The 22,523-nt window shown below is 56.8% G+C and carries 32 protein-coding genes; 4 read left to right on the top strand and 28 right to left on the bottom strand.

What is annotated here, in order from left to right; genetic code table 11:
* Window positions 1–5: 5 nt before the first annotated feature.
* The 27 genes from JL015_RS04030 to JL015_RS03900 form a co-directional block, all read right to left on the bottom strand.
* Window positions 6–1,121, bottom strand: coding sequence for a phage late control D family protein (locus tag JL015_RS04030; RefSeq protein ID WP_201017501.1), 1,116 nt, complete (start codon window positions 1,119–1,121; stop codon window positions 6–8).
* Window positions 1,109–1,315 carry a tail protein X gene (locus JL015_RS04025; protein ID WP_201017500.1) on the bottom strand — a complete coding sequence of 69 codons (207 nt, stop codon included), beginning with the start codon at window positions 1,313–1,315 and terminating at the stop codon, window positions 1,109–1,111. The genes JL015_RS04030 and JL015_RS04025 overlap by 13 nt, the downstream gene beginning before the upstream one ends.
* Window positions 1,315–2,196 (bottom strand): phage tail protein, encoded by an 882-nt coding sequence (locus JL015_RS04020; RefSeq protein WP_201017499.1) that lies wholly within the window; start codon window positions 2,194–2,196, stop codon window positions 1,315–1,317. Before JL015_RS04020 ends, JL015_RS04025 begins: the two co-directional genes overlap by 1 nt.
* Window positions 2,196–4,883 (bottom strand): phage tail tape measure protein, encoded by a 2,688-nt coding sequence (locus tag JL015_RS04015; RefSeq protein WP_201017498.1) that lies wholly within the window; start codon window positions 4,881–4,883, stop codon window positions 2,196–2,198. The genes JL015_RS04020 and JL015_RS04015 overlap by 1 nt, the downstream gene beginning before the upstream one ends.
* Before the next feature lie 94 nt (window positions 4,884–4,977).
* A complete protein-coding gene (locus JL015_RS04010) occupies window positions 4,978–5,334 on the bottom strand; it encodes a phage tail assembly protein (RefSeq protein WP_201017497.1) in 357 nt (118 codons plus the stop codon).
* Window positions 5,335–5,496: 162 nt separating this feature from the next.
* Window positions 5,497–6,018, bottom strand: coding sequence for a phage major tail tube protein (locus tag JL015_RS04005; RefSeq protein ID WP_201017496.1), 522 nt, complete (start codon window positions 6,016–6,018; stop codon window positions 5,497–5,499).
* Window positions 6,018–7,445 (bottom strand): phage tail sheath subtilisin-like domain-containing protein, encoded by a 1,428-nt coding sequence (locus tag JL015_RS04000; RefSeq protein ID WP_201017495.1) that lies wholly within the window; start codon window positions 7,443–7,445, stop codon window positions 6,018–6,020. The genes JL015_RS04005 and JL015_RS04000 overlap by 1 nt, the downstream gene beginning before the upstream one ends.
* On the bottom strand, window positions 7,445–7,645 hold the full coding sequence (locus tag JL015_RS03995) for a hypothetical protein (RefSeq protein WP_201017494.1): 201 nt from the start codon (window positions 7,643–7,645) through the stop codon (window positions 7,445–7,447). The genes JL015_RS04000 and JL015_RS03995 overlap by 1 nt, the downstream gene beginning before the upstream one ends.
* Complete coding sequence (locus JL015_RS03990; RefSeq protein WP_201017493.1) at window positions 7,642–8,136, bottom strand: Gp37 family protein; 495 nt, start codon at window positions 8,134–8,136, stop codon at window positions 7,642–7,644. The genes JL015_RS03995 and JL015_RS03990 overlap by 4 nt, the downstream gene beginning before the upstream one ends.
* The gene (locus tag JL015_RS03985; RefSeq protein ID WP_201017492.1) at window positions 8,136–8,567 is read right to left on the bottom strand and encodes a gp436 family protein; all 432 of its coding nucleotides are present in this window, start codon (window positions 8,565–8,567) and stop codon (window positions 8,136–8,138) included. The genes JL015_RS03990 and JL015_RS03985 overlap by 1 nt, the downstream gene beginning before the upstream one ends.
* Window positions 8,568–8,570: 3 nt before the next feature.
* Complete coding sequence (locus JL015_RS03980; RefSeq protein WP_201017491.1) at window positions 8,571–9,548, bottom strand: major capsid protein; 978 nt, start codon at window positions 9,546–9,548, stop codon at window positions 8,571–8,573.
* Between the two features lie 9 nt (window positions 9,549–9,557).
* A complete protein-coding gene (locus JL015_RS03975; RefSeq protein WP_201017490.1) occupies window positions 9,558–9,926 on the bottom strand; it encodes a head decoration protein in 369 nt (122 codons plus the stop codon).
* A gap of 8 nt (window positions 9,927–9,934) precedes the next feature.
* Window positions 9,935–10,954, bottom strand: a complete 1,020-nt coding sequence (locus JL015_RS03970) for a peptidase (RefSeq protein WP_201017489.1) — start codon at window positions 10,952–10,954, stop codon at window positions 9,935–9,937.
* 245 nt (window positions 10,955–11,199) lie between these two features.
* Window positions 11,200–11,676 carry a phage virion morphogenesis protein gene (locus JL015_RS03965; RefSeq protein WP_201017488.1) on the bottom strand — a complete coding sequence of 159 codons (477 nt, stop codon included), beginning with the start codon at window positions 11,674–11,676 and terminating at the stop codon, window positions 11,200–11,202.
* A 1-nt stretch (window position 11,677) separates the two neighbouring features.
* Window positions 11,678–12,538: a phage head morphogenesis protein gene (locus JL015_RS03960; protein WP_201017487.1), complete on the bottom strand. Its 861-nt coding sequence runs from the start codon at window positions 12,536–12,538 to the stop codon at window positions 11,678–11,680.
* Window position 12,539: 1 nt separating this feature from the next.
* The gene (locus JL015_RS03955) at window positions 12,540–14,033 is read right to left on the bottom strand and encodes a DUF935 domain-containing protein (protein ID WP_201017486.1); all 1,494 of its coding nucleotides are present in this window, start codon (window positions 14,031–14,033) and stop codon (window positions 12,540–12,542) included.
* Complete coding sequence (locus JL015_RS03950; RefSeq protein WP_201017485.1) at window positions 14,030–15,649, bottom strand: hypothetical protein; 1,620 nt, start codon at window positions 15,647–15,649, stop codon at window positions 14,030–14,032. The genes JL015_RS03955 and JL015_RS03950 overlap by 4 nt, the downstream gene beginning before the upstream one ends.
* A 1-nt stretch (window position 15,650) precedes the next feature.
* Window positions 15,651–16,196 (bottom strand): phage protein Gp27 family protein, encoded by a 546-nt coding sequence (locus tag JL015_RS03945; RefSeq protein WP_201017484.1) that lies wholly within the window; start codon window positions 16,194–16,196, stop codon window positions 15,651–15,653.
* Window positions 16,197–16,198: 2 nt separating this feature from the next.
* Window positions 16,199–16,495: a VpaChn25_0724 family phage protein gene (locus JL015_RS03940; RefSeq protein WP_201017483.1), complete on the bottom strand. Its 297-nt coding sequence runs from the start codon at window positions 16,493–16,495 to the stop codon at window positions 16,199–16,201.
* Window positions 16,492–16,797 (bottom strand): DUF2730 domain-containing protein, encoded by a 306-nt coding sequence (locus tag JL015_RS03935; protein ID WP_201017482.1) that lies wholly within the window; start codon window positions 16,795–16,797, stop codon window positions 16,492–16,494. Before JL015_RS03935 ends, JL015_RS03940 begins: the two co-directional genes overlap by 4 nt.
* Window positions 16,787–17,011, bottom strand: coding sequence for a TraR/DksA C4-type zinc finger protein (locus JL015_RS03930; protein WP_236250154.1), 225 nt, complete (start codon window positions 17,009–17,011; stop codon window positions 16,787–16,789). Before JL015_RS03930 ends, JL015_RS03935 begins: the two co-directional genes overlap by 11 nt.
* A gap of 6 nt (window positions 17,012–17,017) precedes the next feature.
* Window positions 17,018–17,629 (bottom strand): lysis protein, encoded by a 612-nt coding sequence (locus JL015_RS03925; protein ID WP_201017481.1) that lies wholly within the window; start codon window positions 17,627–17,629, stop codon window positions 17,018–17,020.
* Between the two features lie 216 nt (window positions 17,630–17,845).
* Complete coding sequence (locus JL015_RS03920; protein ID WP_201017480.1) at window positions 17,846–18,061, bottom strand: DUF7940 domain-containing protein; 216 nt, start codon at window positions 18,059–18,061, stop codon at window positions 17,846–17,848.
* On the bottom strand, window positions 18,058–18,549 hold the full coding sequence (locus JL015_RS03915; RefSeq protein WP_201017479.1) for a structural protein: 492 nt from the start codon (window positions 18,547–18,549) through the stop codon (window positions 18,058–18,060). The genes JL015_RS03920 and JL015_RS03915 overlap by 4 nt, the downstream gene beginning before the upstream one ends.
* A gap of 133 nt (window positions 18,550–18,682) precedes the next feature.
* On the bottom strand, window positions 18,683–19,099 hold the full coding sequence (locus JL015_RS03910) for a hypothetical protein (RefSeq protein ID WP_201017478.1): 417 nt from the start codon (window positions 19,097–19,099) through the stop codon (window positions 18,683–18,685).
* Between the two features lie 51 nt (window positions 19,100–19,150).
* A complete protein-coding gene (locus JL015_RS03905) occupies window positions 19,151–19,639 on the bottom strand; it encodes a hypothetical protein (protein WP_201017477.1) in 489 nt (162 codons plus the stop codon).
* A 17-nt stretch (window positions 19,640–19,656) separates the two neighbouring features.
* Window positions 19,657–20,190 carry a helix-turn-helix domain-containing protein gene (locus tag JL015_RS03900; RefSeq protein ID WP_201017476.1) on the bottom strand — a complete coding sequence of 178 codons (534 nt, stop codon included), beginning with the start codon at window positions 20,188–20,190 and terminating at the stop codon, window positions 19,657–19,659.
* Here JL015_RS03900 and JL015_RS03895 point away from each other — a divergent pair.
* Entirely contained in the window at window positions 20,179–20,391 is a 213-nt protein-coding gene (locus JL015_RS03895; protein WP_201017475.1) for a DNA-binding protein, read from the top strand. The two genes, JL015_RS03900 and JL015_RS03895, sit on opposite strands and share 12 nt — an antisense overlap.
* Window positions 20,392–20,436: 45 nt before the next feature.
* Here the strand turns inward: JL015_RS03895 and JL015_RS03890 are convergent, their stop codons facing one another.
* Window positions 20,437–20,697 (bottom strand): hypothetical protein, encoded by a 261-nt coding sequence (locus JL015_RS03890; RefSeq protein ID WP_201017474.1) that lies wholly within the window; start codon window positions 20,695–20,697, stop codon window positions 20,437–20,439.
* Between the two features lie 111 nt (window positions 20,698–20,808).
* On the opposite strand from JL015_RS03890, the gene JL015_RS03885 reads away from it, so the two are divergent.
* The 3 genes from JL015_RS03885 to JL015_RS03875 are packed head-to-tail and all read left to right on the top strand — an operon-like array spanning window position 20,809 to window position 22,521.
* Entirely contained in the window at window positions 20,809–21,288 is a 480-nt protein-coding gene (locus JL015_RS03885; protein WP_201017473.1) for a hypothetical protein, read from the top strand.
* Window positions 21,285–21,587, top strand: a complete 303-nt coding sequence (locus JL015_RS03880) for a helix-turn-helix domain-containing protein (protein ID WP_201017472.1) — start codon at window positions 21,285–21,287, stop codon at window positions 21,585–21,587. Before JL015_RS03885 ends, JL015_RS03880 begins: the two co-directional genes overlap by 4 nt.
* 10 nt (window positions 21,588–21,597) lie before the next feature.
* Complete coding sequence (locus tag JL015_RS03875; RefSeq protein ID WP_201017471.1) at window positions 21,598–22,521, top strand: hypothetical protein; 924 nt, start codon at window positions 21,598–21,600, stop codon at window positions 22,519–22,521.
* The last annotated feature ends 2 nt before the right edge of the window (window positions 22,522–22,523 follow it).

The raw sequence follows: 22,523 nt of genomic DNA, 5'->3' as shown, positions 1-22,523 counted from the left end.
ACCTCTTACGCCAGGGTGTCGCCCTGGGAAAAGCCATAGTGAGACAGCGCCAGGTCGGGCTGCGTGCTTTCTGACGTGAACTTGATCGACGGTGCTGATACCCGGCACAGATCGAGGTCGACCGTGTAGCCGCCATTGCGATTGATCCGGTGGTGCGCTGCAGTGATAAGGTAATTACCGCCCAGCTTGCCGGCAGCGCTCAGGCCGATGACATTGCCACTGACCAGGTTGGGCTGTCCCATCATTGCCCAGCCGCCCGTGGTGCGCTCTCGGTTCTTCTTGGCCAACTCGGCCTTTGCTTTGGCCTTGGCTTCTTCCACCGACGCTGCCCGCTTGCGACTCTTCTTGGTATCAGCACTGGTCGTGGTCTGGCTTGCGCTGCTGGGCACTGCCACGGTCTCGCCGTTCTGGATGTCGTAGGACATGAGCTTTTTGGTCGACGGGTCCTTGTGCTTGACCTGCACTTTGGCCGGTACCGTCATAATCTGGTCCCTCAACCTGACATTCTTCAACTCCTTCAGGCTCACCTGGACGACAGGCTTGCCCTTGGCCAGCTCGCTGATGGAGTGGAACACCAGCTTGGAACCGGTCACTTTGAACGCATAGTCATACTCGTCAGCCAGGTTGCGCAGAAACTCCAGGTCAGGCTCCTGCTGCGTTAGGCGATCGATCTTGATCGGTTCGATGCTGCCAACCAGAGTTAGGTTTTGCCGCTTGGCGATCGCCTGGGCAACAGCGGCCAACGTGGTTTTCTCATAAGCTTTGTGCTCGTCGGTTCGCAGTGCCGTGTTGATACCGGCTGCGATCGCACGGATGGTCACAGTAGAAGGCGGCGTGCTGAAGTTGATCTCATCGATCTCTAGGCTGGATAACTGGCGCAGCGGCTTGCCTTCCCAACCCATCGCCAGGGTCAGCTTATCGCCATGACCGGGGTACCAGGCGTCCAGCCACTTGCCATCTACGTCCTCCAGCTCGACATCGAGGCTGTCAGCCTGGCCGCTCAGTACGTCCGAATAGAAGATCGATATAAGGTGCTTGCTGATGTCGCGGGTAATATTGCGCTGCTGGTAGGTCAGTACAAATCGCGCTTCAGGCACCTGGGAAGGCGTTAACGCATCCATGGTGGAAGATCGTCCCCAGTCGTAACAGGTTCAAGGACAGGGATTGCCAGCTTCAAGCCTGAAGGCAATGCCCTGGTAATCGGCACGTGGGGATTGGCCTCAACGATCGGGTGGTACCGGTGGGCATCGCCGTAGTAACGCCAGGCCAATTGGTCCCAGCGTTCCCCCTCGACCGTCGTGTGTTCCAAGAACATCAAGCTCTCCTTGTGACGACTTGCGCGGCCAGTCCGGCGATGCGCGGTGATGCGCTTTCCATCTTGTCGTACGCCCGGCTCATGGATTCGCCCGAGCGCGTGAACCGCTCAGTAACGTTGTCCAGGTCAAGCGGGGTGAGGCTTGACCGGGCAATGCTGACATCGCCCATGACACCTTGGCCCAGGGCAACGATGTCTGAACCATCTTTCATCAGGCCAGCTACCTCGGTGAGCCCACCTATTGGCCCGAGCATGCGCTCACTCAAGCCGATCAATTGTGGCGCCTGGGCAAGCAACGTGGCCGGGTTGAAGTTCTTGACCGCGTCATAGATTCCCTTTGCCTGTTTGATCATGTTGCCAGCCTGGCGTGCGTAGCCAACCACCTGCTGGATAGTGCTCTTGGCCGGTGCAAGCTTCGATACCACTTCGGGAGTGGCCAGCTTCGATGCCAAGGTGTTCTTCACCGCAGAGTCCACCAGACCGGCTTTGACTGTCTTCGGCTTGAATTGGCCATCAAACTCCCGCAGGCCGACCTGAACCGCAGTTGAGAAAATACGACCATCAGCGGATGCGCGCTTCGGCACGCTGCTGATGTCCGTGACAACGAAGGTGCCGAGGTACTCGCCGCTGCCCAGGACAAACGCAAGCGGCTCATGCTTGGCTTTCAGTTCGCGTAAGTTGCGCAGACGGACCTCGGGATCGCCTAGCCACGGATGCAACTGCATGGTGAAAGTAATCTCTTCTAGGCCTTCACCAATCCACTCCAGCTTGGGCTTGCCCTTGATCAGCGGATGTTCAGCCCAGTCGGCTGTGCCTCGCTGCTCCATACCAGTTATGCCGCTGGCGACCTCAAATTCCAGCTTTCCCAGGACCGCAAACATCAGCGTGCTCCTGCAGCAGGACCGTAGCTACGGCGCGCCTGGTCGTGCATGTAGCGCTCCATGAACTTGACGAAATCGGCATAGCCCGCCTGTAAAGCTGAGCCCACCTGCGCACCTACGCCTTCGCCACCGGGAACACTGATCACCGGAGCATATGTGATGGAAGGCAGGCCAGAGCCTTGACTGCTACTGCTCATTCCATCTGGCCCGGCCATGGATGAACCACCTGCAGACATGCTGGCCCTTGTCGCGCCGGCCAGGTTGGGCAAACCCATCTCGACCATCGACTCGCTTGCCATGCCCAACGCCGCCTGGCGCACCATGCCTGCCTGGGAGGCAATGCCGATCGCTGCGCCTTCACTGATGTTGGCCCCGTAGCCCATGAACACCCGGCTCGGCGACTGAATGCCTAGGGGGTCGGTGAACCAGCCCTTGATCGAGGAGCCGATGCCCACCACTGTGTCCTTGGCGCTCTCCAACTTATTGCCCAGGCCTTTGATCAGGCCATCAATGATCATCCCGCCGAAGTCTGTGAACTTTGCCGGCAGCTCAATCCCAAAGTACGTCGAGACGCCCGCAAAGGCACGGTAGAACAAGCCGAGCGGCGAGAAGTTGGCGATATGGGCTGCCATACTGCCAAGGCCACCGCTGAAGGCATCAGGCAACGCGGTTATGCCTTCCAGAACCCAGCGCAGGGGCGCCAGCAGGCCGCTCAGGATCGAACCGACAACCTGGCCGAACTGGATGCCTGCATAGCCGACCCGACCCAAAGCATCACCGGACATGTCGACCGGCGTCAGTAGCTCTTTGAACCAGGTGATCACCGGCGCCAGTAACTGGCCCAGCTTCGTGAACATAGGACCAAATGGAGCGAATGCTGCCGAGAAGGCGGTGCCGATCGGCCTGATGCCATCCATGAAACCGGTGAAGAAACCACCGACGAACGCCTTGATTGGGTCCCAGTATTTATAGATAAGCAGGCCAGCAACAGCGACGGCTGCTATACCAGCCACTATCCAACCAATCGGCGTAGCCATAATGGCACTCCCGAATGCTGAAAGCGTGCCGGCGATCGCGGGAAAATGGACCAGCATGTGTGCCTTCAGCAAGGTCCACTTTGCAGATGCTGTTGTGAACATCGTGTTCATCGCGAGAAACGGTGCCATCACCAGGTTCGCTCCATAAGCGACTCCCAAGATCCCCAACTTCAGGCCGAACAAAGCACCCACTACCGCAACGGTGCCTTTAATAACTTCGGGGTTTTGGCCAGCCCAGTTCGAGAAAGCTTGCGCGACCGGAAGAATTGCCGAGGTGACATCAACCAATGCAGGCAGCAAGACGGTGCCTACGGTGATTGCTACATCGTTCAGGTTGGTAGTGAGCAGCTTCAACTGCTCTTTGGGGCTCTGCATTCTGCGAGCCCAGTCTTGGTCAAGCACACCCTGTTCAGCAGCAGCCATGCTGCCTTTCTGGATGTTCCTACCCTCATCTCTGTTCGCAATGGCAGGCCTAATAAAGGCAAGCACTTGCTGGTCTGCGAACAACTCACCCAGTTTGTACGATTCGTTAAGGCGGGCGAGCGCGGTTTCACGCTCAGTGTCATCCTTGATCGCCATAACTTTTTCAAAGTCAGCGGCAGCTTTTGGACCTTTTTTACTCATGTACTGAGTAATGATGTCCAGCATGGCCTGCATGGGAGTCATTCCCTTGGAGACCAGGTTCTTCATTGCGTCCTGAAGATCAATGCCCGCATCCTTGAATGACTTGAGCGTGTCGGCAGCAGTGATTTTTGACATGAAGTTCTTGAAATTGTTAGCGGCTTCGTCGTTGCTGCCAGCACCTTTACGGGCAATCTGTAAAGACGCACCGATCTCAGCTACAGCGCGCTCACCGGTAATACCTAGGGCGGCGAACTGGGGGGTCAACTGCGGCAACCATTTGGCCATGTCCGCAAGCTCGAATTGACCACTCTTACCTGCGAACGCGAGCATGTTCATAGACCGTTCAAGCCCCGCTGCACCGATCCCCAGATTGTCATTCAGGGCAATGGCAACGGAGCCTAGGTCATCCATGCTGGCACGTGTGGCGGTCGCGGTTTTGGCCATGATGGGGGCATAGCCTTCAAGCTCACGAACGTTTGAAATGCCACCCGCAATGAGCACGGCCGTTCCCTTGGCGACCTCTTCCTGAGTCTGGTTCCATTTCAACGCCGCGCCGCGCATCACATTGCTGAGAGACTCTTCCTTGGCCTGATCAAAGCCACCTGTAATAGCGATATCGTTCGTCTGGTCCTTGTAATCGATCGCCGACTTCATCGAGAGCACGACAGGCGCAGCGACCACGGCCGCATTACCGAGGGTCTCCATGATCTGGCCACGGGTTTCGCCGCGTTCTTCGGTATGCCGCTCTTGCCGAGCAATGCTTGCGTTGAGGTTTTCCTGCTTGACCTTTAACTGGTCGATCGTGCGGCCCAGTTGGGTGTACTGACTGCGCATCTTCTCGATGCCAGTGCCACCACGTGCCAGGCTCGCAGCAAGTTCTGCACCGAGCAGCTTTTGGCGGGTTGTGAGGCTGTCAGCGGTTCGACCAAGCAGTTGCATGGTCGAGCGCGCAGATCCGAATGCAGACTGCAGAGAGCCGGATACAGCGGCCCCGATGCGGAGCCCGACAAGAACTTCATTGGCCATTGCCAGGCTCCTTGAAAGTGTACTTCTGGGGTATTACTTGGAGTTCATGCGTTCTGATGCTTCGATGCGCCGATCAATTTCGCGTTCGCAGGCTTCAACCCAGAACAGGTAGTCCGGCATCTCCAGGTTCGCTATCTCCGACGGTTGCATCCGCAGTACCAGGAGCAGCGCTTCGTCCCAGGATTGCAGCCAGGTCTTGTCCCTCAGCCATTCCCCGAAACACCTTGGTCAGGGTTGCAGAGTCGGCAATATCGAGGTCGCTCAGGTCCTCCATGGTCATGCTGGTCATCTTGGCAACCAGAAAGTCTTCCTGATCGGCAGCGTCAGCGCTGTACTTTTGGGCAGAGGCGATGTCTTTGCGCTTCAGACGAGTGATCGGCAGTGACTCGATGCGAGTACCGAGAGCATTGTTGAAAGGGAATTTCAGAGGGATTTTGAGAGTATCAGCCATGATTGCAGCTCCAGATGACGGGGTTGTCTTTGAAAGAGTCCAAAGCGTCGCATCTGGTCTTCGGCCTGGCTTTTAACCGACTTTAAAGAGAAGCCCCGCACAGTGGCGGGGCTCCGTTTGCATCCATGCAGCCCCGTCCATGGGGCTCATCCTACTTCGCCATCAAGCCTGGCCAGTGTTCTTGCGATAGTTGACCAACTGGTCCTCACCGTTGACCTTGAAGATGTTGGCCATGTAGTCCAGGAGTAACACTTCTTCACCGTCGAGCACCTGGCGCACGTAGGTCGCTGAGAAAGGCGATTCGTACTTAGCCGGGTCGCGCGGCTTATGACTGCCGAGTTTGTACTCTTTGAATGTGATGGTCATCATCGTAACCAGCGGGATTTCCTTTACCAGGCCAGTGCCATCGAAGACCTGGACGTTCGAGCGACACTGGAGCTGAACTGCCTTGAACGGTGACGCCAGCTTACGGGCTGCGTCGGCATACATGCTGTTCCAGTTGATCTTGCCTTCGATTTTGTCAAAACCATCAGGCAGTTCAATCAACCCGATGAGGCCAAGGCCAAGGAAGTCGCTGGTGACAGCCTTGACTGAGCCCAGGTCAATTTCCTCGGCTTTACCCAGGAAACTGTTGCCATCAAGGTAAATTGTGGCGTTTGAAACCCGATGTGCAGAAAGGCCCATTACGGTGCTCCCAGGTTGACCAGGTATTCCCCGGTGATTTCAGTCTCGAACGTGCCGCGCTCGAATGGCAGTGGCACGGTCAGCTTGTAGTTGAACAGCACATGCCCCAGTTGCAGCTCGGTCTGAGGGTTGCGTGCCTGGTCGTACCAGCACTCGCCACCGATCAGCGCCTCGTCACCAATCAACTTGCGCAGAAACAGATTCACGCTTTCGGTGATGCTGTCGAGTAACGCATCCGTGATGGGCATATCGACGAACTGCAGAGAGCTGTAGCGGATCGACTCGTCGACAATGTCCTTTGTACGGCGGACATTCTCGAAGTTGCGCATCTCAGTCACTGTCGGCCATGCCGCAGTCCGGTTGCCCCACAGGCGCAAGCCGGTACCGAACGAGTTGAACACGGTGGTGATGCCGTTCTCGTTGAGCAGGTTGACCTCACTGCTCGCATCATCAACACGGGCGGTTAGTGGACGCTCCAGACCGATCACACCCAGCAGCTCCTGGTTGGAGCTACTCCACCAGTAGCCCTTGTCGTTATCGACTTTGGCACGCAAGCCTGCAGCACGAATGGACAATGGCTCCAGGCGCTCCAAGCTCGTCGCGGTATCGAGCACCTTGACGTGCGGATAACACAGACGAACACGGTCGCTGCTGGTATTGAAGTTGATCGCACCTGCAGGGCCGCGACCGGCAATGCACTGCTGCACAGTGGTGCCGATCGGCGCATCGATGTACGCAACGCCGCCGACCTGTGTTGCTGCAGCGATCAGTTCAGTGCTGACAGCATTGAGCTGGCTGAACCATGGGGCGATGAAGATCTTCGCGAAAAAACCCAGGGTGTTATAGCTGTCAGCGAAGGCCTTGATACCACTGCGCTGGCCAGCGATGTTCACTGCACCGACGATCTCGGCCAGAGTGACTTTGCTCGGGTCTGCATGGGTGTAATCCGCCAGGACCGCGCCATGAACTGGAATAGCGCCTGTGCGCATCCGCGTGACCTTGCCGGTCAGCATGTCGACTGTGAAGTCTGTGTCTTTCACGTAGGCATTGCCAGCGGCGGCAGGTTTCAGCGTCAGAGCCTGCAGCGCCCCGTGCCCCAGCTTCAGCAGGTCGTTATCGCCAAAGGACCGAGCCTGGTCGACGACATTGGTGCGGTGAACCAGCGGGTCAAGGACGTTGACCACGAGGACTGTGCCAGCGCCAAAGTCATAGATCCCTTCCAGGGCTTTCGGAATGCTGAAGCCGTCCAGGTCCGCTGGGCCGAACTGCGCACCATCGGTATCATTCAGCGACAGAGTCACCGCATTGACTGGGCCGACGGGCGCGGTACCGACCAAGGCAATGACCGCAGACTTGACCACGCGAATGGCACGAGGGCCTCGGGACACTTCGATCGTTTCAATACCGTGCAGGTAGTTAGCGGCCATCAGGTTTTCTCCTTGCCGGTCTTGGCGGGAACAGGTTGCAAGTGTTCGAGTACCAACAACACCTGGACATACTCGTGCTCGGCAGGCAACTCGACTTCTTGCTCGGGTATGAGCTGGACATCCAGCAGCTCTTTGGTGTCGCCCACACGCAGTGACGCTGCACTTTGAGGGCCTTTGTATAAGTAGCGTGTCAGTTTCACGGGCTTTCCTCGAAACGGAGCTGTGTAAGGCGAGGCCCATTTTCGGGCTCCATGATTTGCATCTGTGTTGAGCGGGTGGAAATGTCGAGGCCGTACTGCCACAGCCCTTGGCTCTGCCCGATGAATGTCTCCGCAACAGGTCGACAGGCAATGTCGCAGTGAGGGGGCTTCCAGCCCGTAAGCCTGGCGCGGATACGATCCAGATAGCTGATAGCCCCGTCCTTACCATTCAGCTGTCGAAACACCAATGTCAGACGCAAGGTGATCTTTCGAGCCTGGAACATTGAGTCAAAAGACTCAGACTCATCAAACGTCGACTTTCCGAAAGCCACGAGAACCGCTCCCCTTGGGTGGTTCATCCGATAGCCACTCGGACTTTCCGGGAACAACTCGACCATCAACTCCTTGCCAAACCCTGTTGCCAAGCGATCAACCATCGACGTCATCAGTTGCTCGGTTTGGGTCTGTGGTGGTGAGGCTGGCCGGCTCATCAGTATTTGTCCCATTCCGTGTCGCTGAACTGCTGACGTCTGGATCTGACGCGGATCTCGCCGGGCTCTGGGGCTGCCTGACCGGATGGCATGCCCAGGGTTACAACGCCATCGCGAATGCTTTCCAGCAGCTTGATGGTGTCTTTGCGGCTGTCCTTGACCGCATCCGGCAGCCCACCTTCAGGACGGCGCTGGTACAACCAGTGCCGTGCCAGATAGACCACCGCATCCCGCAATACAGTGGGTACCGGGTCGAGTGGCAAGGTGTAACGACCGCGCAGATAGCCATCCACCAGTTCTTCAGCCTGACGCACACCGTCCTCGACCACTGACTCATTTGCCTCCATGGCTGCTGAGTCGTCGTTCGAGAGCTGAATGAGCGTCATCTCAGGGATGGCGTTGCCGATATCGGCGCGGGTGCAGTAGCGCATCGGTCAGCAAGCCAGCTCAACAAGCGCTTCAGGGAACAAGCACATGGCCAAAGGATTGGCCTGCGCTTCCAAGTCCCAACCCTTGCCCAGCTTGCGTTCTTCCGCTTTGCTGTAGAACGGCAGCCCCATCGTGTTGACTGTTTCGTTGTAGTTCGCGGGCGCGTTGAACATTTTGAAAATGCCTTTCGCGACCGGGAACACGCGGGCTACGTTGCTCGGAATGAAACGCTGGCCACTGACTGTCACGTCGTACTCGATGAACTCGATACCACCGAAGGTGAAGCCAGAGCGCATGTCACCACCGAGCCGATCCTGGGCTTGCTGATAATTGGCAAATGCTGCTTTGACCTTATCGTGTTCAGTGAAGGCATCGAACCAGTCCGGGCCGCACATAGCTCTGAAACCCGTGACCATGACACTGCCCAGCTTGGATTCGGCATGACGCTTCGCATCCAGACAGATCTTACGAACGTTGGTCCCACCGACATCTAATGCTACAGGGACCTTCTTTTGCTCGACGCCGAACTCCTCGTAGAGATCCGCGATGACAGAACCGTCAGCGTCGAGCAGCTTGCCGCCCAAGGCACCGACCCGTTGAAACTCACGGGTAGCTTCGACGCTGTTTTTCATTTCCTGCAACTGGTCGTTGATCACGGTTGCCTGAGGCAGTGCTGCCGTTTCCTGGCCGAACGAAGCAATGCCTTGCAACTGGCTGGGCAATATCGGACGAGAGACTGGCAAGTGAAGGGTTTCAAAGGTGCGTCGCGCACGACCACCGCCTTTAACCGGCGCAGGATCTGCGTTGCGCGAAGTGTTGGGTACCAGCACCAGGCGCCCTTCATACTCATCGATCACGACATGAGTGGTGGTGATGCCTTTCTCTTCAAACAGGCCCATCGCGCCGACCTTGCCTGGAACAGTGGGCAGTTTGTTGATCGCGGCACTGAGGGTCGCAACGGTAAACAGATCTTGAAGATTCATAGCGTTTCCTTAGAGCGTCGCACGGGCGACGATGCCCAGAGCGATAAGCTCTTCCAGAGCGGTGGATTTCTGCGCGTCGGTAATACCGGCAGGCCAGGTAAGTTCGTTGATATCCAGGACGCCACCACGGGCAATGACCACGCCTGGGGTATCACCCGTGGTGGCGTCGACACTCTCTGTCAGCACTGCGGCAGCTTTCTTGGCAGCGCCAGTACCAGTTGGATCAAGAACCTGGTACTTGCCGCTGACCTTGGCCAGCACGCTGCCGAAGGGGTAGATCGAACCGCTCAGAAGCGTGATCTTTTCCTTGGTCCAGCCAACTGCTACTTCGACCAGGAGCAAATCGCCAACCTGCTTGGCGGGTTTAGACGTAGCCATACGGCCTCCTATTGCTTGCTGCGCGCTTCTGCGTCAGCGACCAGCGGGTTGATGGATTTATCCACGGTCTTGCCAGCGCGAGCCTTGGAGGCCTGCTCGCCGAAGTTGACGGCCCCTGTCAGTTCCTGGAACACGGCCTTGAGTCCGTCTGCCAGAGGTTGGCGGTCATCAACTTCACCGAACTCCAGGGGCTTGTCGCTCGACTCGGCAAAATTCAGAACTGCAACGACTGCCGGCACGTGAGCCGGCTTCATGCCGCTGGCGACCAGGGCCTCAGCGAACTCGGTGTTCTTGACGCTGATCGCTTCCAGGGCAGCGGCCTTGTCGGTCTTGTCGCGCAGAGCCAGGCTCTTTTTCAGTCGCTCGTTTTCCGCCTGCAGGGCGGCCTGTTCTTCCGTCGTCACGGCATGTACCTCAGTAGTGGATTTGGGTTCGGAGTAGGACGGGCCGATGCCTTGCTCTGGACGACGCGCAGCTTCAGCCAGGCTGTCGATCTCCCAAGAGGGGGCGACCTTGTCGGCGGTCTCGGCACCGAACTGGCCGATCAGAAATTCGCGAAAGCGGCGCCAGAGGCCGGAACTGACCTCATGTCCAAAGTCGCCGAACTCGATCACACCTTCATCGGTATCAGCGAGTTCGATCGGTCGCAGGCCTTTGATCGATGGTGGCTGTGCGCCGAGAAAGCCGACATGGCGTAGGTAGTACACACCTGGCACAGGGTTGCTCGGTGAATCTGGGTGGTAGAACGATGCGGAGATTTTCTTGTAGCTACCACGGCCAACCAGCTCGGCGAACGCTGGGTCGACCTGTTGAGTTTCGGCAACCAAGCCCTCGGATGTTGCCTGCAGAGACTTCACCCAGCCCGCAGCCGGTGCATCATGCTTCGGATGACCAATCACGAGAGGCGCTTCGTGCAGAGCTGGGGAGTAAGCACGCACCGTGGCGGCCAGGTCGCTCTCACTGAAATTGAAGCTGTCACCGCTCATTGCGGTGTGCTGACCTGGCTTGAAAATATGCAGTGGCTTCATCGGGAGTCTTTGCGTGTTTGTGGAATACACGCACAGCCTGCCCCACGAGCTGAACCAGGACTTTTAATCGGGTTTAAAGAGTGATTGAAAGGGGAATTTCAAGAAACGTTGCGTATGCACCTGCTCATCTGATCATGAGGTGCGGCAGGGAGTGCTTTATAAAGCTTTACAAGGCCCATGCAGATAACTTCATTGGGCAGTTGTTATGAATCATAAATGAACGCGCCTAATCGCGTCCTGAAGCCTTACAGGCGAGCAGCCTTTTTAAGATGCAGCAACGCCAAATCAAGAAGCGCCTCTTCAGCTTCAGGCTGCAATACTCCGTTTTCATCCATCGGCAGATAAGGTCGGGCTGGAATGTCACCCCACAGATGCGGAAAGGATGCCTTTGAGCCGCCAAAATGCATCATGGCTGCATAAGGTTTGTTGCTGCCCACCACTGCAGTAGCATCCGTGGAGTAGCTAGAGATCGAAGCTGCCAGGCCTGCCGAACTGACCTGCAGGATCTGCCCCGGCCATGTGCCAGATTTCTCGCGTTGCGAGATCCGCGCATCTGACAGCTCGGTCCAGTTGGGCCGACCTTGCTCTTCAAGGTTCTCTTCAGTCTGTGATGCCAACTCGGCAGCAAGTGATCGCATAAGCGGAGCAATATCACCCACGGCCCATTCGATTTTGTTCAGCAGTTGCTGCAGGCGCTGGTGATCCATCTCGATAGTGATCATGTCAGTCTCCTTGCATGGCATTGGCCTGTTTGGTTTTCAGAACAGCAGCAAGGCCTGTACCTGGTGCATGATTGAACCCTGGATCAGTGCGGAACAAAACCACCCGACCTTCGGCATTGGTTGTGCGGACAGCGGTTACTTGGGCAGTGCGAACTTCGCCAGTTCGTAAGTTGGTACCTGTTTCAACTGTTTCAGTCTGCATCCGTCCAGCACTGCTATCTACCGCCAGCCCTTTACGTTTGAGCGCAGCCTCGGTCAACGCTGTCACCCGGCATCGGCAGCGGAATCCGTTCGGTGGATAGATAACAGACCAGATCGGGTCATCATGGCGATAGACCTTTCCACTCATAACGCGATGACCAGGTCTGGTTTTTCCATCAAGGATAGCGACATAGCGCCAGTACGGGTGTGTGTCAGCCGTCTCTTCCATACTGACCTTCCGGCCTGCCATATACGCACTTTGCAGATTTGTCTGGTAGATCGTCTGAAGACGATGCGGACTGCCCAACTGGACCATCTCAGCATTGCCTTGGCTATCGACAATTGCCTGTTTTCCCCACCAGCCCTGCGCCTCAAGAGTAGGCTGCAGCGTTTTGATGAATTGGGACAGGGTTTGGCCATCCTGCAGGGCTGTCTCCAAAGCTGCACGGATATCAGACAGTAGGTCGAGGCGCATGGCTTTGGCGACAGTGAATGCCTTGTCGTGAGCCTCATCGAGCATGTCCTGCCATGCCCAGGTAATGGCATAGCCTTTGGACGTCATGTACTCGACAGCCTTCTTTGGCTCAAGACCAAAGATAGCCTTCAGATCTGCAATGGTCGGCTGCTTGACAGGTGCCTTGGGTGTTTTGTTCTTGGCCATGTCAGTCTTCCAGGTCAGCAGCGGCGCTCAGTCGGCCCCACATATCGGCGACGAACATCAGACGTGTCAGGGTCTCTTGCAGCCCCTTGTCATCCATCTTCGGATACACCTCGGCGAGCAGGCTCAGTGCTTCGACCTCGGTTCGGCCACGCTGTAGTGCTTCAAGGATCGGTGCAATCGCTTGTTCAGCCTGCTCCTGCAGCAGCTCGACGGGTAGTGCGGCAATCACCTGGTCAAGCGCGGTCTGATCAACGAGGGGCTTGAAATCTGGCTCTGCGAACTCAGCCGCAGGCGCTGCCACTTCTTGCGCAAGATCTCCTTCTTGCAGGTTGTAGGTCCGCATCCAGTAAGCAGGGGTGAACTTGACTCCCGAGTCGGTGAGGTTCTTATCGCGTTCGGCCAGGGTTTTGTCGATCTCATCCTGTTCCCAGAGTTCATAGACCGGAGCAACCACCGCTTCGCCAAAGTTGATGTCTACGATGCGGCGGATCACCGCGTTAAAGCTGGCTGCCACAATGCCTGCATCACCATCGCGGATATCATTGGTGACTTCTGCTCCCGCCATCGCACTGGCCCGGTTGCTCTCTTTTTCAGTGGTCTGGTTTTGTCCGAGCATGGCCACGTTGATCTCGCTACGGCAGTACTCCAGTAGTTCGCGATACACATCTGCACTGTCAGCTTTACCAGCGGCTTCTACGATCGACACACTTGAGTCGTCAGGGATCGCCGCCACGGCGTCCTGCACCATCGCCTCCAGGCTGTCGAGCAGCAAGTCGGTTTCCGCATCGGTCGCGCCACGTGGGTGCTTGCCGATCACCCAGGGCGAGCCGTATTTCTCTGTGAACTGTACCCAGAACTTCAGCCCGCCTTTCATGAAGATGGCCGGCCAGAAGCACATGCTCAGGTCTGGAAAACCGTAGGGGTTGGCGTAGGTCGCATCCTGGCGTGCCACAACGAAACGCAGCGGATCGCAGATCTCACCGTCCTTGCCAGCCTCTTTCGAGCGAAAACGCAGTGCGTTGTCCTGGTCGTAGAAGAACCACTCAGCAGGCTTACCCAACAGATCCTCGGGCACGGTGAACAGCCCAACCGGCTGCCACATCAGCTCAACGGGTTGATAGCCGTAAAGGGGGGCATCGAGCAGCTCACGGATCACACGATCAAGATCCAGGTCGGTGAGCCAGTCACGAATGAAGCGCTCGACCTTGGTCGGGGCGTTACCACGTTTCAGCCCGCGCTCCAGAGCCAGTACAGCCGACTTGCGGCGGCGCACGTTACCGCCGACCAAGGCAGCGCTGCGCAGATCGCGATAAGCCGTAATGTCCTTGCCTTGGGCTTTCAGGATCGGATCAGGGTTTGGCAGGTTGATGCCACTCATTGAGGCAATGTCGGCCCGGCCACGAGTGGCGACGTGATTAACGAGACCTGGCGAACGCTTGGCGTCTGCAAAGCTCACGAACTCGGTGGGGCTGACCCACACACCTTTGCTTTTCATGCGTACCCCTGGGTGATTCGGCGGCCCTGGCGAGGGCGACGTGATTTGACGCTGACCGGTCCTGAGCTGACTTCGAGCGTGGCGAAGTTGGCCAGCGCACCGGCCCCTGCAAAGTCACCGTGGCGGTACAGGTCAGGGTCTTTAAGGTCTTGAGAGCGGGCCTTGACGATCATCGGGATGCCGTCGACCTGCTCGATGGCGCGGATGTCCTGGTGCAGTGAATCGTCCTTGGGCATGGTCACGGTCCCGTCCTCGAAAAGCTGCACAAACTTGGGCATCCACATGCCGTACCAGGTGCGGCTGAGCTTCACCTGATGAATGCGGTTGTGGCCGAACTCATCTGCAGTATCCTCGGCCAGGGTCTCGCCACTGCCGGTGGCATCCAGCGCAGCCCCGACGAACTGGGGCAGCCGCCGTAGGATGTAGAACAGTACCTGTTGCTGTTGCCGGGTTGGCACCTTGTGCATCTCGACAACGAACGGCACATCGCGGTGACGATCCTGATCAACCGACATCGGGCTGATGATGGAAAAGTCTCGGTGCCGGGCATAGTCCATGCCAGCGTAGTGGCGTAGCGCACTGTTCAACGCGGCCAGCAAAGGGGCCAGATGCTGTTCAATCCATGCATCGACGTACGCTTCGCGTCGGTGGACCGGCTGTAGGGTAAAGTCATCGTCCAGCGCCAGGCGAAGGACCGTCCTACCGGGGCGCATGGCTTCATCAATCCACACACCGGGAATACACACGCCATTGCCGTCACGCGGGATGGCGTCCAGTTCTTCGCGCATCTGCGCTTTACGCGGGCCATATGCGTTACGAATCTTCTTGTACCAGGCTTCCTTGCCTTCGGCGGTCGCTTCCTTCCCGGCCATGAAGCACACGCGCTCATACAAGCCGTTGGCCACAGCATCATCGAAGGTTGCCCGGTAAACGACAGCAGAGTCTCCGTAACGGTTGTCACGGATGTCGTTGGCCATCTGGTTGAAAGCATTGCCCTTGCCGTTGTGCGTGCTGATGATGACGATCCGACCGCCCCAGATCAGCAGAGCCGTTGCGGCATCAAGCACAGCGGAAACGTCACGGTGAAACGCCGCTTCGTCGATCACTACCTTGCCCTGCAGTCCGCGCAAGTTGGCCGGGTTGCTGGACAGGGCCACGATCTTGAAGCCTGATGCATAGCGAATGCGGTAGGCATTGATTTGCCGGGTATTGCCATCGGTGTCCTGGTCTTCAAACAGGAACTCTTCGATCTGGCTAACACCGGACGCCTGGGCTTCAGCCATGACCCGCGAAAACTTTGCGCAGTAGCCGATAAACTCCAGGCCTTTTTCCTTGGTGTCGCCGATGTAGAAGCAGTCCATGCCGCCAGCGCTCTTGCGAGACGCCGCGGTAATGACCGAGTCCAGCGCTTCGGCGAAGGTGATACCGGTACGGCGGCCTTTTTCGCAGAGCTTGATCTGGGCTTGGATGCGCAGCCAGTCGGCCTGGTGCGCCATCAGAATGCCGTCGGCGACCGGGTTATAGCCCTCAGGGATCTGCCTCACGCTATCGGGCAGTTCTTCCCATTCGACAACCCGCAGGGTGCTGGTTGACGGTTTAACAGCAGAGGCGCTCACGTCACACCCCCAGAAACTTTTGGCGCCAGAACTGGGCCTGGTCTTCGGTCATACCTTGGGTCTTGACTGCCTTGTCCAGCTCAGCAGATTGCTCTCGCAGCAAGCGTTCACGGGTGGCTTTCTCAATCGCCTGGCGTTCCTTGACGCTCATCGTACGGGCTTCCATCGTCGCCTTCGCCGCCCTGGCCAGCGCCGTCACTTCACTGATGGTCACCTCGTCCTTTTCGTGCGCACCCAGAGCGGCCTGGTAGGTCAACGTCGAGATGGCTTCGACAAGCAAGACACCAGTCTTGTCGGAGGCATCCTCGCCTAGGGCGCCGACGAATGCCTCGGCCATCTCACGTTGCTGGCGGGCCTTCTGGGTCAGTTCTTCAAAGCCCTGTTTGAAGCGGCCCAGGGCGCTGCGGCTTGGAGACTTTTCATTCGGAAAGCGTCCCCGAATATCATCAAGCATGTCATCAAGCGTGAACCGATCTTCACGCAGTAGCTTCTGGATATAGGCCTTGACCACTGGGGGCAAGCGGTCGATCGACGATTTACCTGCCATGATCAGGCTCCCGGACGTTTGATACCGGGAACGCGGGCACGGCCAGCGGCAATGTCCTGACCACGCTCCGTCAGTGTTGCCACCAGCACTGGTCCGACATCGCTCAGAGCAAGCGCACCTTGCTCAGCCAGCCAGTACAGTTCCGTCTTCACCTGGTCACGACTGAGCGAGTGGCCGTAGCTATCCAGTGCCATTGTCAGCACCGAACTGTTGGCCCGGTAAGCGACCATCTCAGACAGTAGGCGCAGTAAGACCAGGCGGACGTCTTCGCGCAGAAACTCGGCGTAATGAGTCGTCATTTTTTATCTCGCAACAGGTAGTCGTTAATCCGATCCAACGATCGGGACAAAGGGGCCAGTGCATCCTTGACCCCCGTCAACTCGGATCGCATGGCTTTCATATCCCCGAGCAAATCGGTGACGGCAGCGTGATCTGGCAAGTGCCGGATGTGTTCCTCCAGGGCAATAATGCGAGTACGCAGCACCATCATTTCCTGGGCACTGGCGGCCTGGCGGTTGGTCAGCCAGGTGTATACCCCCAGCACGGCCATGACGACCCACTGCACCGTTTTCAAGCTGAAACTGGTTTCTTCAAAGGTCATCACAGGCCTCATTCATCAAAAATTGCAGAGTGTCTTTACAGTCTGCGCAGTGTTGAGTGCCAGGCTCGGCCTGGCGTCTGTCCTCGGGAATTGCATCGCCACAGTCTTCGCACCGATACCCCGAGTTGCCGGATCTGTGCTGCAAACCACTGCGGCGTGCATACAGCCCTGCAACCGCTTCTTCGTCATCCATGACGGGTTCTACAAAATCCATGCAGGGTCAGTCCTTTTGCAGGTCGAGTAGCGAGTTGAGTTGAGCCAGATTGTCTCTGGCCCAACGTCCGTAATCCTGGGCGTGAGCAAGAATGTCTGCTGGGGTGACGCCGCTTTCCAGTAGTTCGGCGTCAGTGCTGGAGGCGGCGCTGGTCGCTTCTGCAGCAGTACCGGCAGCGGCAGTTGAACTGGCGGCGGGCACACCAAGGGCGGCGTTGTAGTCGCGCAGCCAGCCAGCAGTAAACACGCAATGAGGAACAGGCCGAGCAGCAGCGCTCGGCTCGGGTTTGTACTGAGAGGTGACATGGGCGATCCGCTCCTTGAGTTGCTGCACTTCGTCAGCATGTACCGTGTACTGGGAGAACAAGGTTTCTTCAGCGGCCTGAGCGCGGTTGACCTGCAGTTGCAGATCGCTGTTGCTCTTTTTGGCAACCGCCAAGGCCTGCTCGGCGTAATGCTGTTTCAACTGGGCCAGCGCAGCAGTTCCTTTGGCTTCAGCCTGCTCGTAACCACTGGACCACTGCTGCTGGCCGTGGACATACGCAATCGCAAGAGCGGCAACAACAAGCAGGATCTGCCAGCGATCCAGCAGCCATTTCAGAATCTCAGCGACGCCCATAACCACCTCCATTCCCACACCAGAACCGCATTTTTCGGGAGCGCCGCTTGGCGGTGGACACCCCTGTCTTGCCGAGCCGGTATTGGGGCAGCGGAGAACGATGCCCCCAACGACCAGGTGAGCTGACTCCAGTCGTGCAAGCCAACCGGTTAGGAGCAACGCAGAGCCGTGGAAACCAGCGGCAGATGCGCGAAAATGCGAAACGCAGTAGCCGCATCAGACGATCTCCTGGTCTGGGCCTTGCTTGATCAGGCGCACTAGGAACAGCAGCCCGGCCAGCACGCTATTCGCCACCGCATACGCAGTGGGCGACAGCTCGGCTTGCCACATCGGTAACAGGTTGGCCTGTACAAAGCCGAACACGGCAATGAACAGACCCAACTGAACGCTGTACAAGCGATAGCAGCGGCGCCATTGGGGGATCAGCTTCATGCTGCAATACCCCGACCGTGAACTGCATCAGGGACAACCCCAGCCAACGCCAGGCCTTCTTTGATGACGTTATCGCCATACCATTGGCCGCCAGGCAGGGAGCCGGTGCCGTTCTCATGACGAACGATGGCCATCACAAGCGTGCGCATGGTGGCGTAGTCGTAGACATCAATGGTTTCGTCATTGGGGCCGATCTGCAGCACACCAGCCACGCTGATGACGTAGGCCTCGGTGTTGTTCTCGTTCGGTGGTGCCCAGCGCTCGATGATCTCGCGGACGGTGTCAATCCGGCTGCCGTCAGCGGCGCGGCGTTTGTCCTGGTACGTGATCAGGACACGGGCGATGGCGCGGATGCCCCATCGAGGGTCGGTGAACTGGACGAAGTCGGTGTCAGCTTGACTAGCCGCCTGGCCCTGCCAGCGCACGCCTTTCGCGTGACGGATGTTGCCGGGGTTAAAATTGCGGATGCCACGGGGATTGGGTCGCATATACGCCTCCTGCCGTTGTTCGGCGCCGCAGGATGCGGATGCCAGAAACGAACACGCCGCCATGATCGGCGGCGTGGTGCAGGAGGGCTTTTAATCCGGTTTAAAGAGATGGCGGAAAGACATCTCTATGTAATCACTTTACGATTCCCATTGAACGGTATACACCTCGGCCACCGGCGACAGCATCCGAATGTGTATTTCCATCAATACGGTTCACTGCATACAGAGACATCAATTCGGAGCAATCTTGTTTGGTCTTTGCGCCTAAAAGAATGGCATTCACGCCTTCGATGATATCGGTAGCCTCTGCGTACTGGCCTTTCTCACGAATCGCCTTGGTTATGAACCATACAACGTTGGCAAGCTTCTCTTCGTTTTCAAAGTTACAAACGGTCATGCCTCTCTTGAGTGCTGCTTGGGTACGTTCAACCTCTGGCGAACTGCTTTTCAGTGATTTATCCAAGCTCAGTTCAGTAAGTTTTTCCGCAACGTTTTCGGCTCTGGCGAATACAGAAAGTAGGGAGAGAAGAACCAAGATACAAGCTTTCAAAATACATTCCTTTGATGATGAACTAACACGACCTCTGGATTCAGGTAGAGATCATTTATTTGGGCTCTGCATGATACAGAACGCTAGAAACCCGGTGGCTAGTGTTATACCCAATGACCAGCCTTGCAAAGGTTCGGGTAGATAATCCTTCACTAGAAAGCTAAACACCGCTATAAAAACGCACCCTCCAAAGATTTTTAGCATCCGAAGGTCTTCTAAATCTTTTTGGCGTTTTCTCTCTTGCTCCTCTTCAATTTCGTCGTGTAGACGTAAATCATATTCACAATGCATGCACAGCTGCGTAAATCGCCAAGCAATGTTTCCACATTGCGGACACTCTCGAGCCATAGCACTACCATGAGGTGGAGTTTGCTTACCACCAGAATGAATCTCAAAGGTTTGTTTGCCTAAATTTATGTTCCCATGATCGCCCTTGATCTTGATGATGAACTCATGATCTTTACCGTCCTTAGGAAGGCTTTTAATTTCCTCATCAAGTCTATCCGATAGCCTGGAGATCAATTCATCTTCGCGCCGCATAAAGCCCCTTCGTCACATCAACGATTCACTACTAACTTCAACACTCGTTCGACCTGGGGCTCGTCCAGTCCTTTATCAGCGCTAACCGCGTTGTAAATTTCCGCTGCAACCGTCGCTAGCTTTCGGGCCGGCCACTTTCGTCCTGCCCGTTGAGCAGCAGCTTCGAGCATCTCGGTGATTCGCTCTAACCGATCTATGTTGATCTGCCCCAAATCATCTGAGCTCCCAGATGCAATATCGCCCGGACTTGACGATCCCGTGAGGATGAATTGCACATCCGCCCCAGCCTGAGCAAAAGAGAACAATACATCTCCACCTGGCACGGTGGTACCACGCTCATACCGCCCCCAAATTTCGCGAGAAACCCCGCACAAGGAGGCAGCACTGGCCTGATTCAGGCCTAGACGCGCTCGCTCTGCCTTCAATCTATCAGCAGAAAGAGAAGAAAAGGACACAAAAACCCCTTGATAAAGAGAACTAATGTTTACATAATCATTTGCACAAACAGCAATCATCTTTGCATCACAGGAGCCACCACCATGGCCACCCATGCCAAAGCCCTAACCGCCGACCAGGTGAAGGAAAAATTCCGTCAGGCCGGCAAAACCATCTCGGAGTGGGCGACCGAGAACGGCTACACCCGTAACGAGGTGTACCGCGTCCTCAATGGCCAAGCTAAAGCCAATTACGGCAAAGCCCATGACATTGCCGTCAAGCTCGGCTTGAAGCCAACCATTTCGCTAGCTGCGTGAGGTCGCTAATGGACAACTCATATGGATTTGATATGAACCGACCAGTCATCGGGGCTCATTACGCTCGAGGGATTTCAAATACCGAAAGTCAGCCAGCAACTGATCGGCCATATCCTCTAGCGTCTGTACGACAACTGCCCGACCAAGCACGTCTGGCCCCAGTCTTTCAGCAGCAATTCTCAGATCAGCTTGCAGCTTTTGCTCGTCAAGAATGCCTTGCCGTTGAAGGGTTGCCGAGAGAATCAGCACGCTGCGAGCAATGCCCTCAATGCGGCCAGCCAGCTCATCAAACTCCTGCGTGGTCATTGTCATGACTCCGTATGTCAATTTACCTGAAAAGATTGCTGTAGATGCAAACCTTTTGCATAGGCGCAAATCCCTTTTTTGTTTGGAAGTGTCTGTTTTGAGGGCATTCCAATGAGCCGACGCCGCTGGAAGAACCTCCAGCCCACATCGCTCCGTCATGCACTTGAGCTATGCAAGGACTTTGCTCGTGAGCAGCACAAACTCAGCGTCGAGCGAATTGCCGCTGAGATGGGGCTGGCCGACCACTGGGCTCTTTATAAGTGGTTTCAGACCGGACGCATGCCCGCGACTCTCATCCGCCCCTTTGAGCGCGCCTGTGGCTGTGACTATGTCACACGCTGGATTGCCGCGAGCGCGGGGCGACTGACAATCGAAATGCCATCCGGTCGCAAGTGTTCAGCGGAAGACACGCAAGCACTTCAGGAACTGCTGACCGCCGCTGCCGGAAAGCTTCTGGCCTTCTACTCAAAGAACGCAGAAGTAGAACCCACCCTTGCAGCAATCAAGGCCGCTATGGAAGCCCTTGCTTGGCACAACGGGAATGTTGCCCAAACCCAAACTCCGCAACTTGAACTGGGAGATCAGCCATGAGCGTGTCGATCTCGGCCTCTGCACGCGTGCTGCGCGTTTTGAAAGCCCTCAAGGGCCACACGATCACTGGGCTTAGCAACACCGAGCTGGCTCAGCTGGCGGGTGACAGCCCCAGCAACATTACTCGTGCCATGCAGACCCTCATTGAAGAGGGCTTGGCAGTCAAGCTGGACAATGGACGGTTCGCGCATTCAGTCGGCATGTTGCAAATCGCCCAGGCTCACGCCGAACACATGGCCCGTCTGCAGGGCCGCATGCAGGAAATTAACCAGCGCATCGCTGCTGGCTCGATGAACTAAGGAAACCAAGATGGCGCGTACAAAACTGGATGTAACACCGAAGGTTGAACTGGCTCCACTCGATGCCGAAGCTTTGACCACCAGCCAGAACCTGATGGCTTCGATGATTGGCACTCACAGCAACGAACGTGACCTGGTCAACCAGCTACTGGGTCAGGCACAGATGGCCGATGCAATTGGTAAGTTCACCGCGACCGTCGCGGTTTCAAAGATGGCTCACGTCAAAGAACACAAGCTTTATCAGGCACTGGCAGGAATGCTTGACCGCGACGGTCGCGGTTTGAAGGGGACTTGGGAGGAGTTCTGCAGCTTGCTGGGGTCGTCGGCCCCCAAAGTCAATGAAGATATTCACAACCTTCGCTCGTTTGGCGAGGCCGCTCTCGAAAGCATGAGCAGCATGGGCATCGGCTACCGTGAAATGCGCCAATACCGCCGCCTGCCTGAAGACTCGCAGGCCGCTCTGATAGCGGTAGCAGAGACTGGCGACAAGGAAGCCTTTTTGGACCTTGCTGAGGAAATCATCGCCAAGCACGCCAAAGATAAAGAAACGCTGACCCAGCGCCTGGACGAGACCAATGCTGACTATGAGGCGCAGTCCAAGGTCATGGCCACCAAGACCGCCGAGTTGGACAAGACACGTCAGGAACTGGAGAAGACGCGCAAACGCATCCAGGCCCAGCCTGCCAGCGAAACCATTACTGAACTTCGCAAAGAAGCCACGGCAGTTGCGTATGAGGCAGAAGCCATCATTCGCGGCTCTATACGCGAGGCCTTTTCCAAGCTCGCAGAACTGCAGATCGAAAGTGATGACCAGCGCTTCCTATTCGAGGCCAGCTTAATACGTCAACTGGAAATCACCTTGGGCGAGGTGCGTAGCGAGTTCCACTTGCCGACCAAGCTCGAAGGCGCTCCAGTCTGGATGGATCAGGCCTGACC

Origin of the sequence: Pseudomonas cichorii, assembly GCF_015471405.1 — a bacterium.
Classification (GTDB): domain Bacteria; phylum Pseudomonadota; class Gammaproteobacteria; order Pseudomonadales; family Pseudomonadaceae; genus Aquipseudomonas; species Aquipseudomonas serbiensis.
The sequence above is the reverse complement of the archived record's forward strand: the minus strand, read 5'-3'. Positions and strand labels throughout refer to the sequence as shown.

Coding starts and splice junctions, on each gene's coding strand:
- JL015_RS04030 (WP_201017501.1), bottom strand. CDS start 1,121: ATGGATGCGTTAACGCCTTCCCAGGTGCCTGAAGCGCGATTTGTACTG.
- JL015_RS04025 (WP_201017500.1), bottom strand. CDS start 1,315: ATGTTCTTGGAACACACGACGGTCGAGGGGGAACGCTGGGACCAATTG.
- JL015_RS04020 (WP_201017499.1), bottom strand. CDS start 2,196: ATGTTTGCGGTCCTGGGAAAGCTGGAATTTGAGGTCGCCAGCGGCATA.
- JL015_RS04015 (WP_201017498.1), bottom strand. CDS start 4,883: ATGGCCAATGAAGTTCTTGTCGGGCTCCGCATCGGGGCCGCTGTATCC.
- JL015_RS04010 (WP_201017497.1), bottom strand. CDS start 5,334: ATGGCTGATACTCTCAAAATCCCTCTGAAATTCCCTTTCAACAATGCT.
- JL015_RS04005 (WP_201017496.1), bottom strand. CDS start 6,018: ATGGGCCTTTCTGCACATCGGGTTTCAAACGCCACAATTTACCTTGAT.
- JL015_RS04000 (WP_201017495.1), bottom strand. CDS start 7,445: ATGGCCGCTAACTACCTGCACGGTATTGAAACGATCGAAGTGTCCCGA.
- JL015_RS03990 (WP_201017493.1), bottom strand. CDS start 8,136: ATGAGCCGGCCAGCCTCACCACCACAGACCCAAACCGAGCAACTGATG.
- JL015_RS03985 (WP_201017492.1), bottom strand. CDS start 8,567: ATGCGCTACTGCACCCGCGCCGATATCGGCAACGCCATCCCTGAGATG.
- JL015_RS03980 (WP_201017491.1), bottom strand. CDS start 9,548: ATGAATCTTCAAGATCTGTTTACCGTTGCGACCCTCAGTGCCGCGATC.
- JL015_RS03975 (WP_201017490.1), bottom strand. CDS start 9,926: ATGGCTACGTCTAAACCCGCCAAGCAGGTTGGCGATTTGCTCCTGGTC.
- JL015_RS03970 (WP_201017489.1), bottom strand. CDS start 10,954: ATGAAGCCACTGCATATTTTCAAGCCAGGTCAGCACACCGCAATGAGC.
- JL015_RS03965 (WP_201017488.1), bottom strand. CDS start 11,676: ATGATCACTATCGAGATGGATCACCAGCGCCTGCAGCAACTGCTGAAC.
- JL015_RS03960 (WP_201017487.1), bottom strand. CDS start 12,538: ATGGCCAAGAACAAAACACCCAAGGCACCTGTCAAGCAGCCGACCATT.
- JL015_RS03955 (WP_201017486.1), bottom strand. CDS start 14,033: ATGAAAAGCAAAGGTGTGTGGGTCAGCCCCACCGAGTTCGTGAGCTTT.
- JL015_RS03945 (WP_201017484.1), bottom strand. CDS start 16,196: ATGGCAGGTAAATCGTCGATCGACCGCTTGCCCCCAGTGGTCAAGGCC.
- JL015_RS03940 (WP_201017483.1), bottom strand. CDS start 16,495: ATGACGACTCATTACGCCGAGTTTCTGCGCGAAGACGTCCGCCTGGTC.
- JL015_RS03935 (WP_201017482.1), bottom strand. CDS start 16,797: ATGACCTTTGAAGAAACCAGTTTCAGCTTGAAAACGGTGCAGTGGGTC.
- JL015_RS03930 (WP_236250154.1), bottom strand. CDS start 17,011: ATGGATTTTGTAGAACCCGTCATGGATGACGAAGAAGCGGTTGCAGGG.
- JL015_RS03925 (WP_201017481.1), bottom strand. CDS start 17,629: ATGGGCGTCGCTGAGATTCTGAAATGGCTGCTGGATCGCTGGCAGATC.
- JL015_RS03920 (WP_201017480.1), bottom strand. CDS start 18,061: ATGAAGCTGATCCCCCAATGGCGCCGCTGCTATCGCTTGTACAGCGTT.
- JL015_RS03915 (WP_201017479.1), bottom strand. CDS start 18,549: ATGCGACCCAATCCCCGTGGCATCCGCAATTTTAACCCCGGCAACATC.
- JL015_RS03905 (WP_201017477.1), bottom strand. CDS start 19,639: ATGCGGCGCGAAGATGAATTGATCTCCAGGCTATCGGATAGACTTGAT.
- JL015_RS03895 (WP_201017475.1), top strand. CDS start 20,179: ATGGCCACCCATGCCAAAGCCCTAACCGCCGACCAGGTGAAGGAAAAA.
- JL015_RS03900 (WP_201017476.1), bottom strand. CDS start 20,190: ATGGGTGGCCATGGTGGTGGCTCCTGTGATGCAAAGATGATTGCTGTT.
- JL015_RS03890 (WP_201017474.1), bottom strand. CDS start 20,697: ATGACCACGCAGGAGTTTGATGAGCTGGCTGGCCGCATTGAGGGCATT.
- JL015_RS03885 (WP_201017473.1), top strand. CDS start 20,809: ATGAGCCGACGCCGCTGGAAGAACCTCCAGCCCACATCGCTCCGTCAT.
- JL015_RS03880 (WP_201017472.1), top strand. CDS start 21,285: ATGAGCGTGTCGATCTCGGCCTCTGCACGCGTGCTGCGCGTTTTGAAA.
- JL015_RS03875 (WP_201017471.1), top strand. CDS start 21,598: ATGGCGCGTACAAAACTGGATGTAACACCGAAGGTTGAACTGGCTCCA.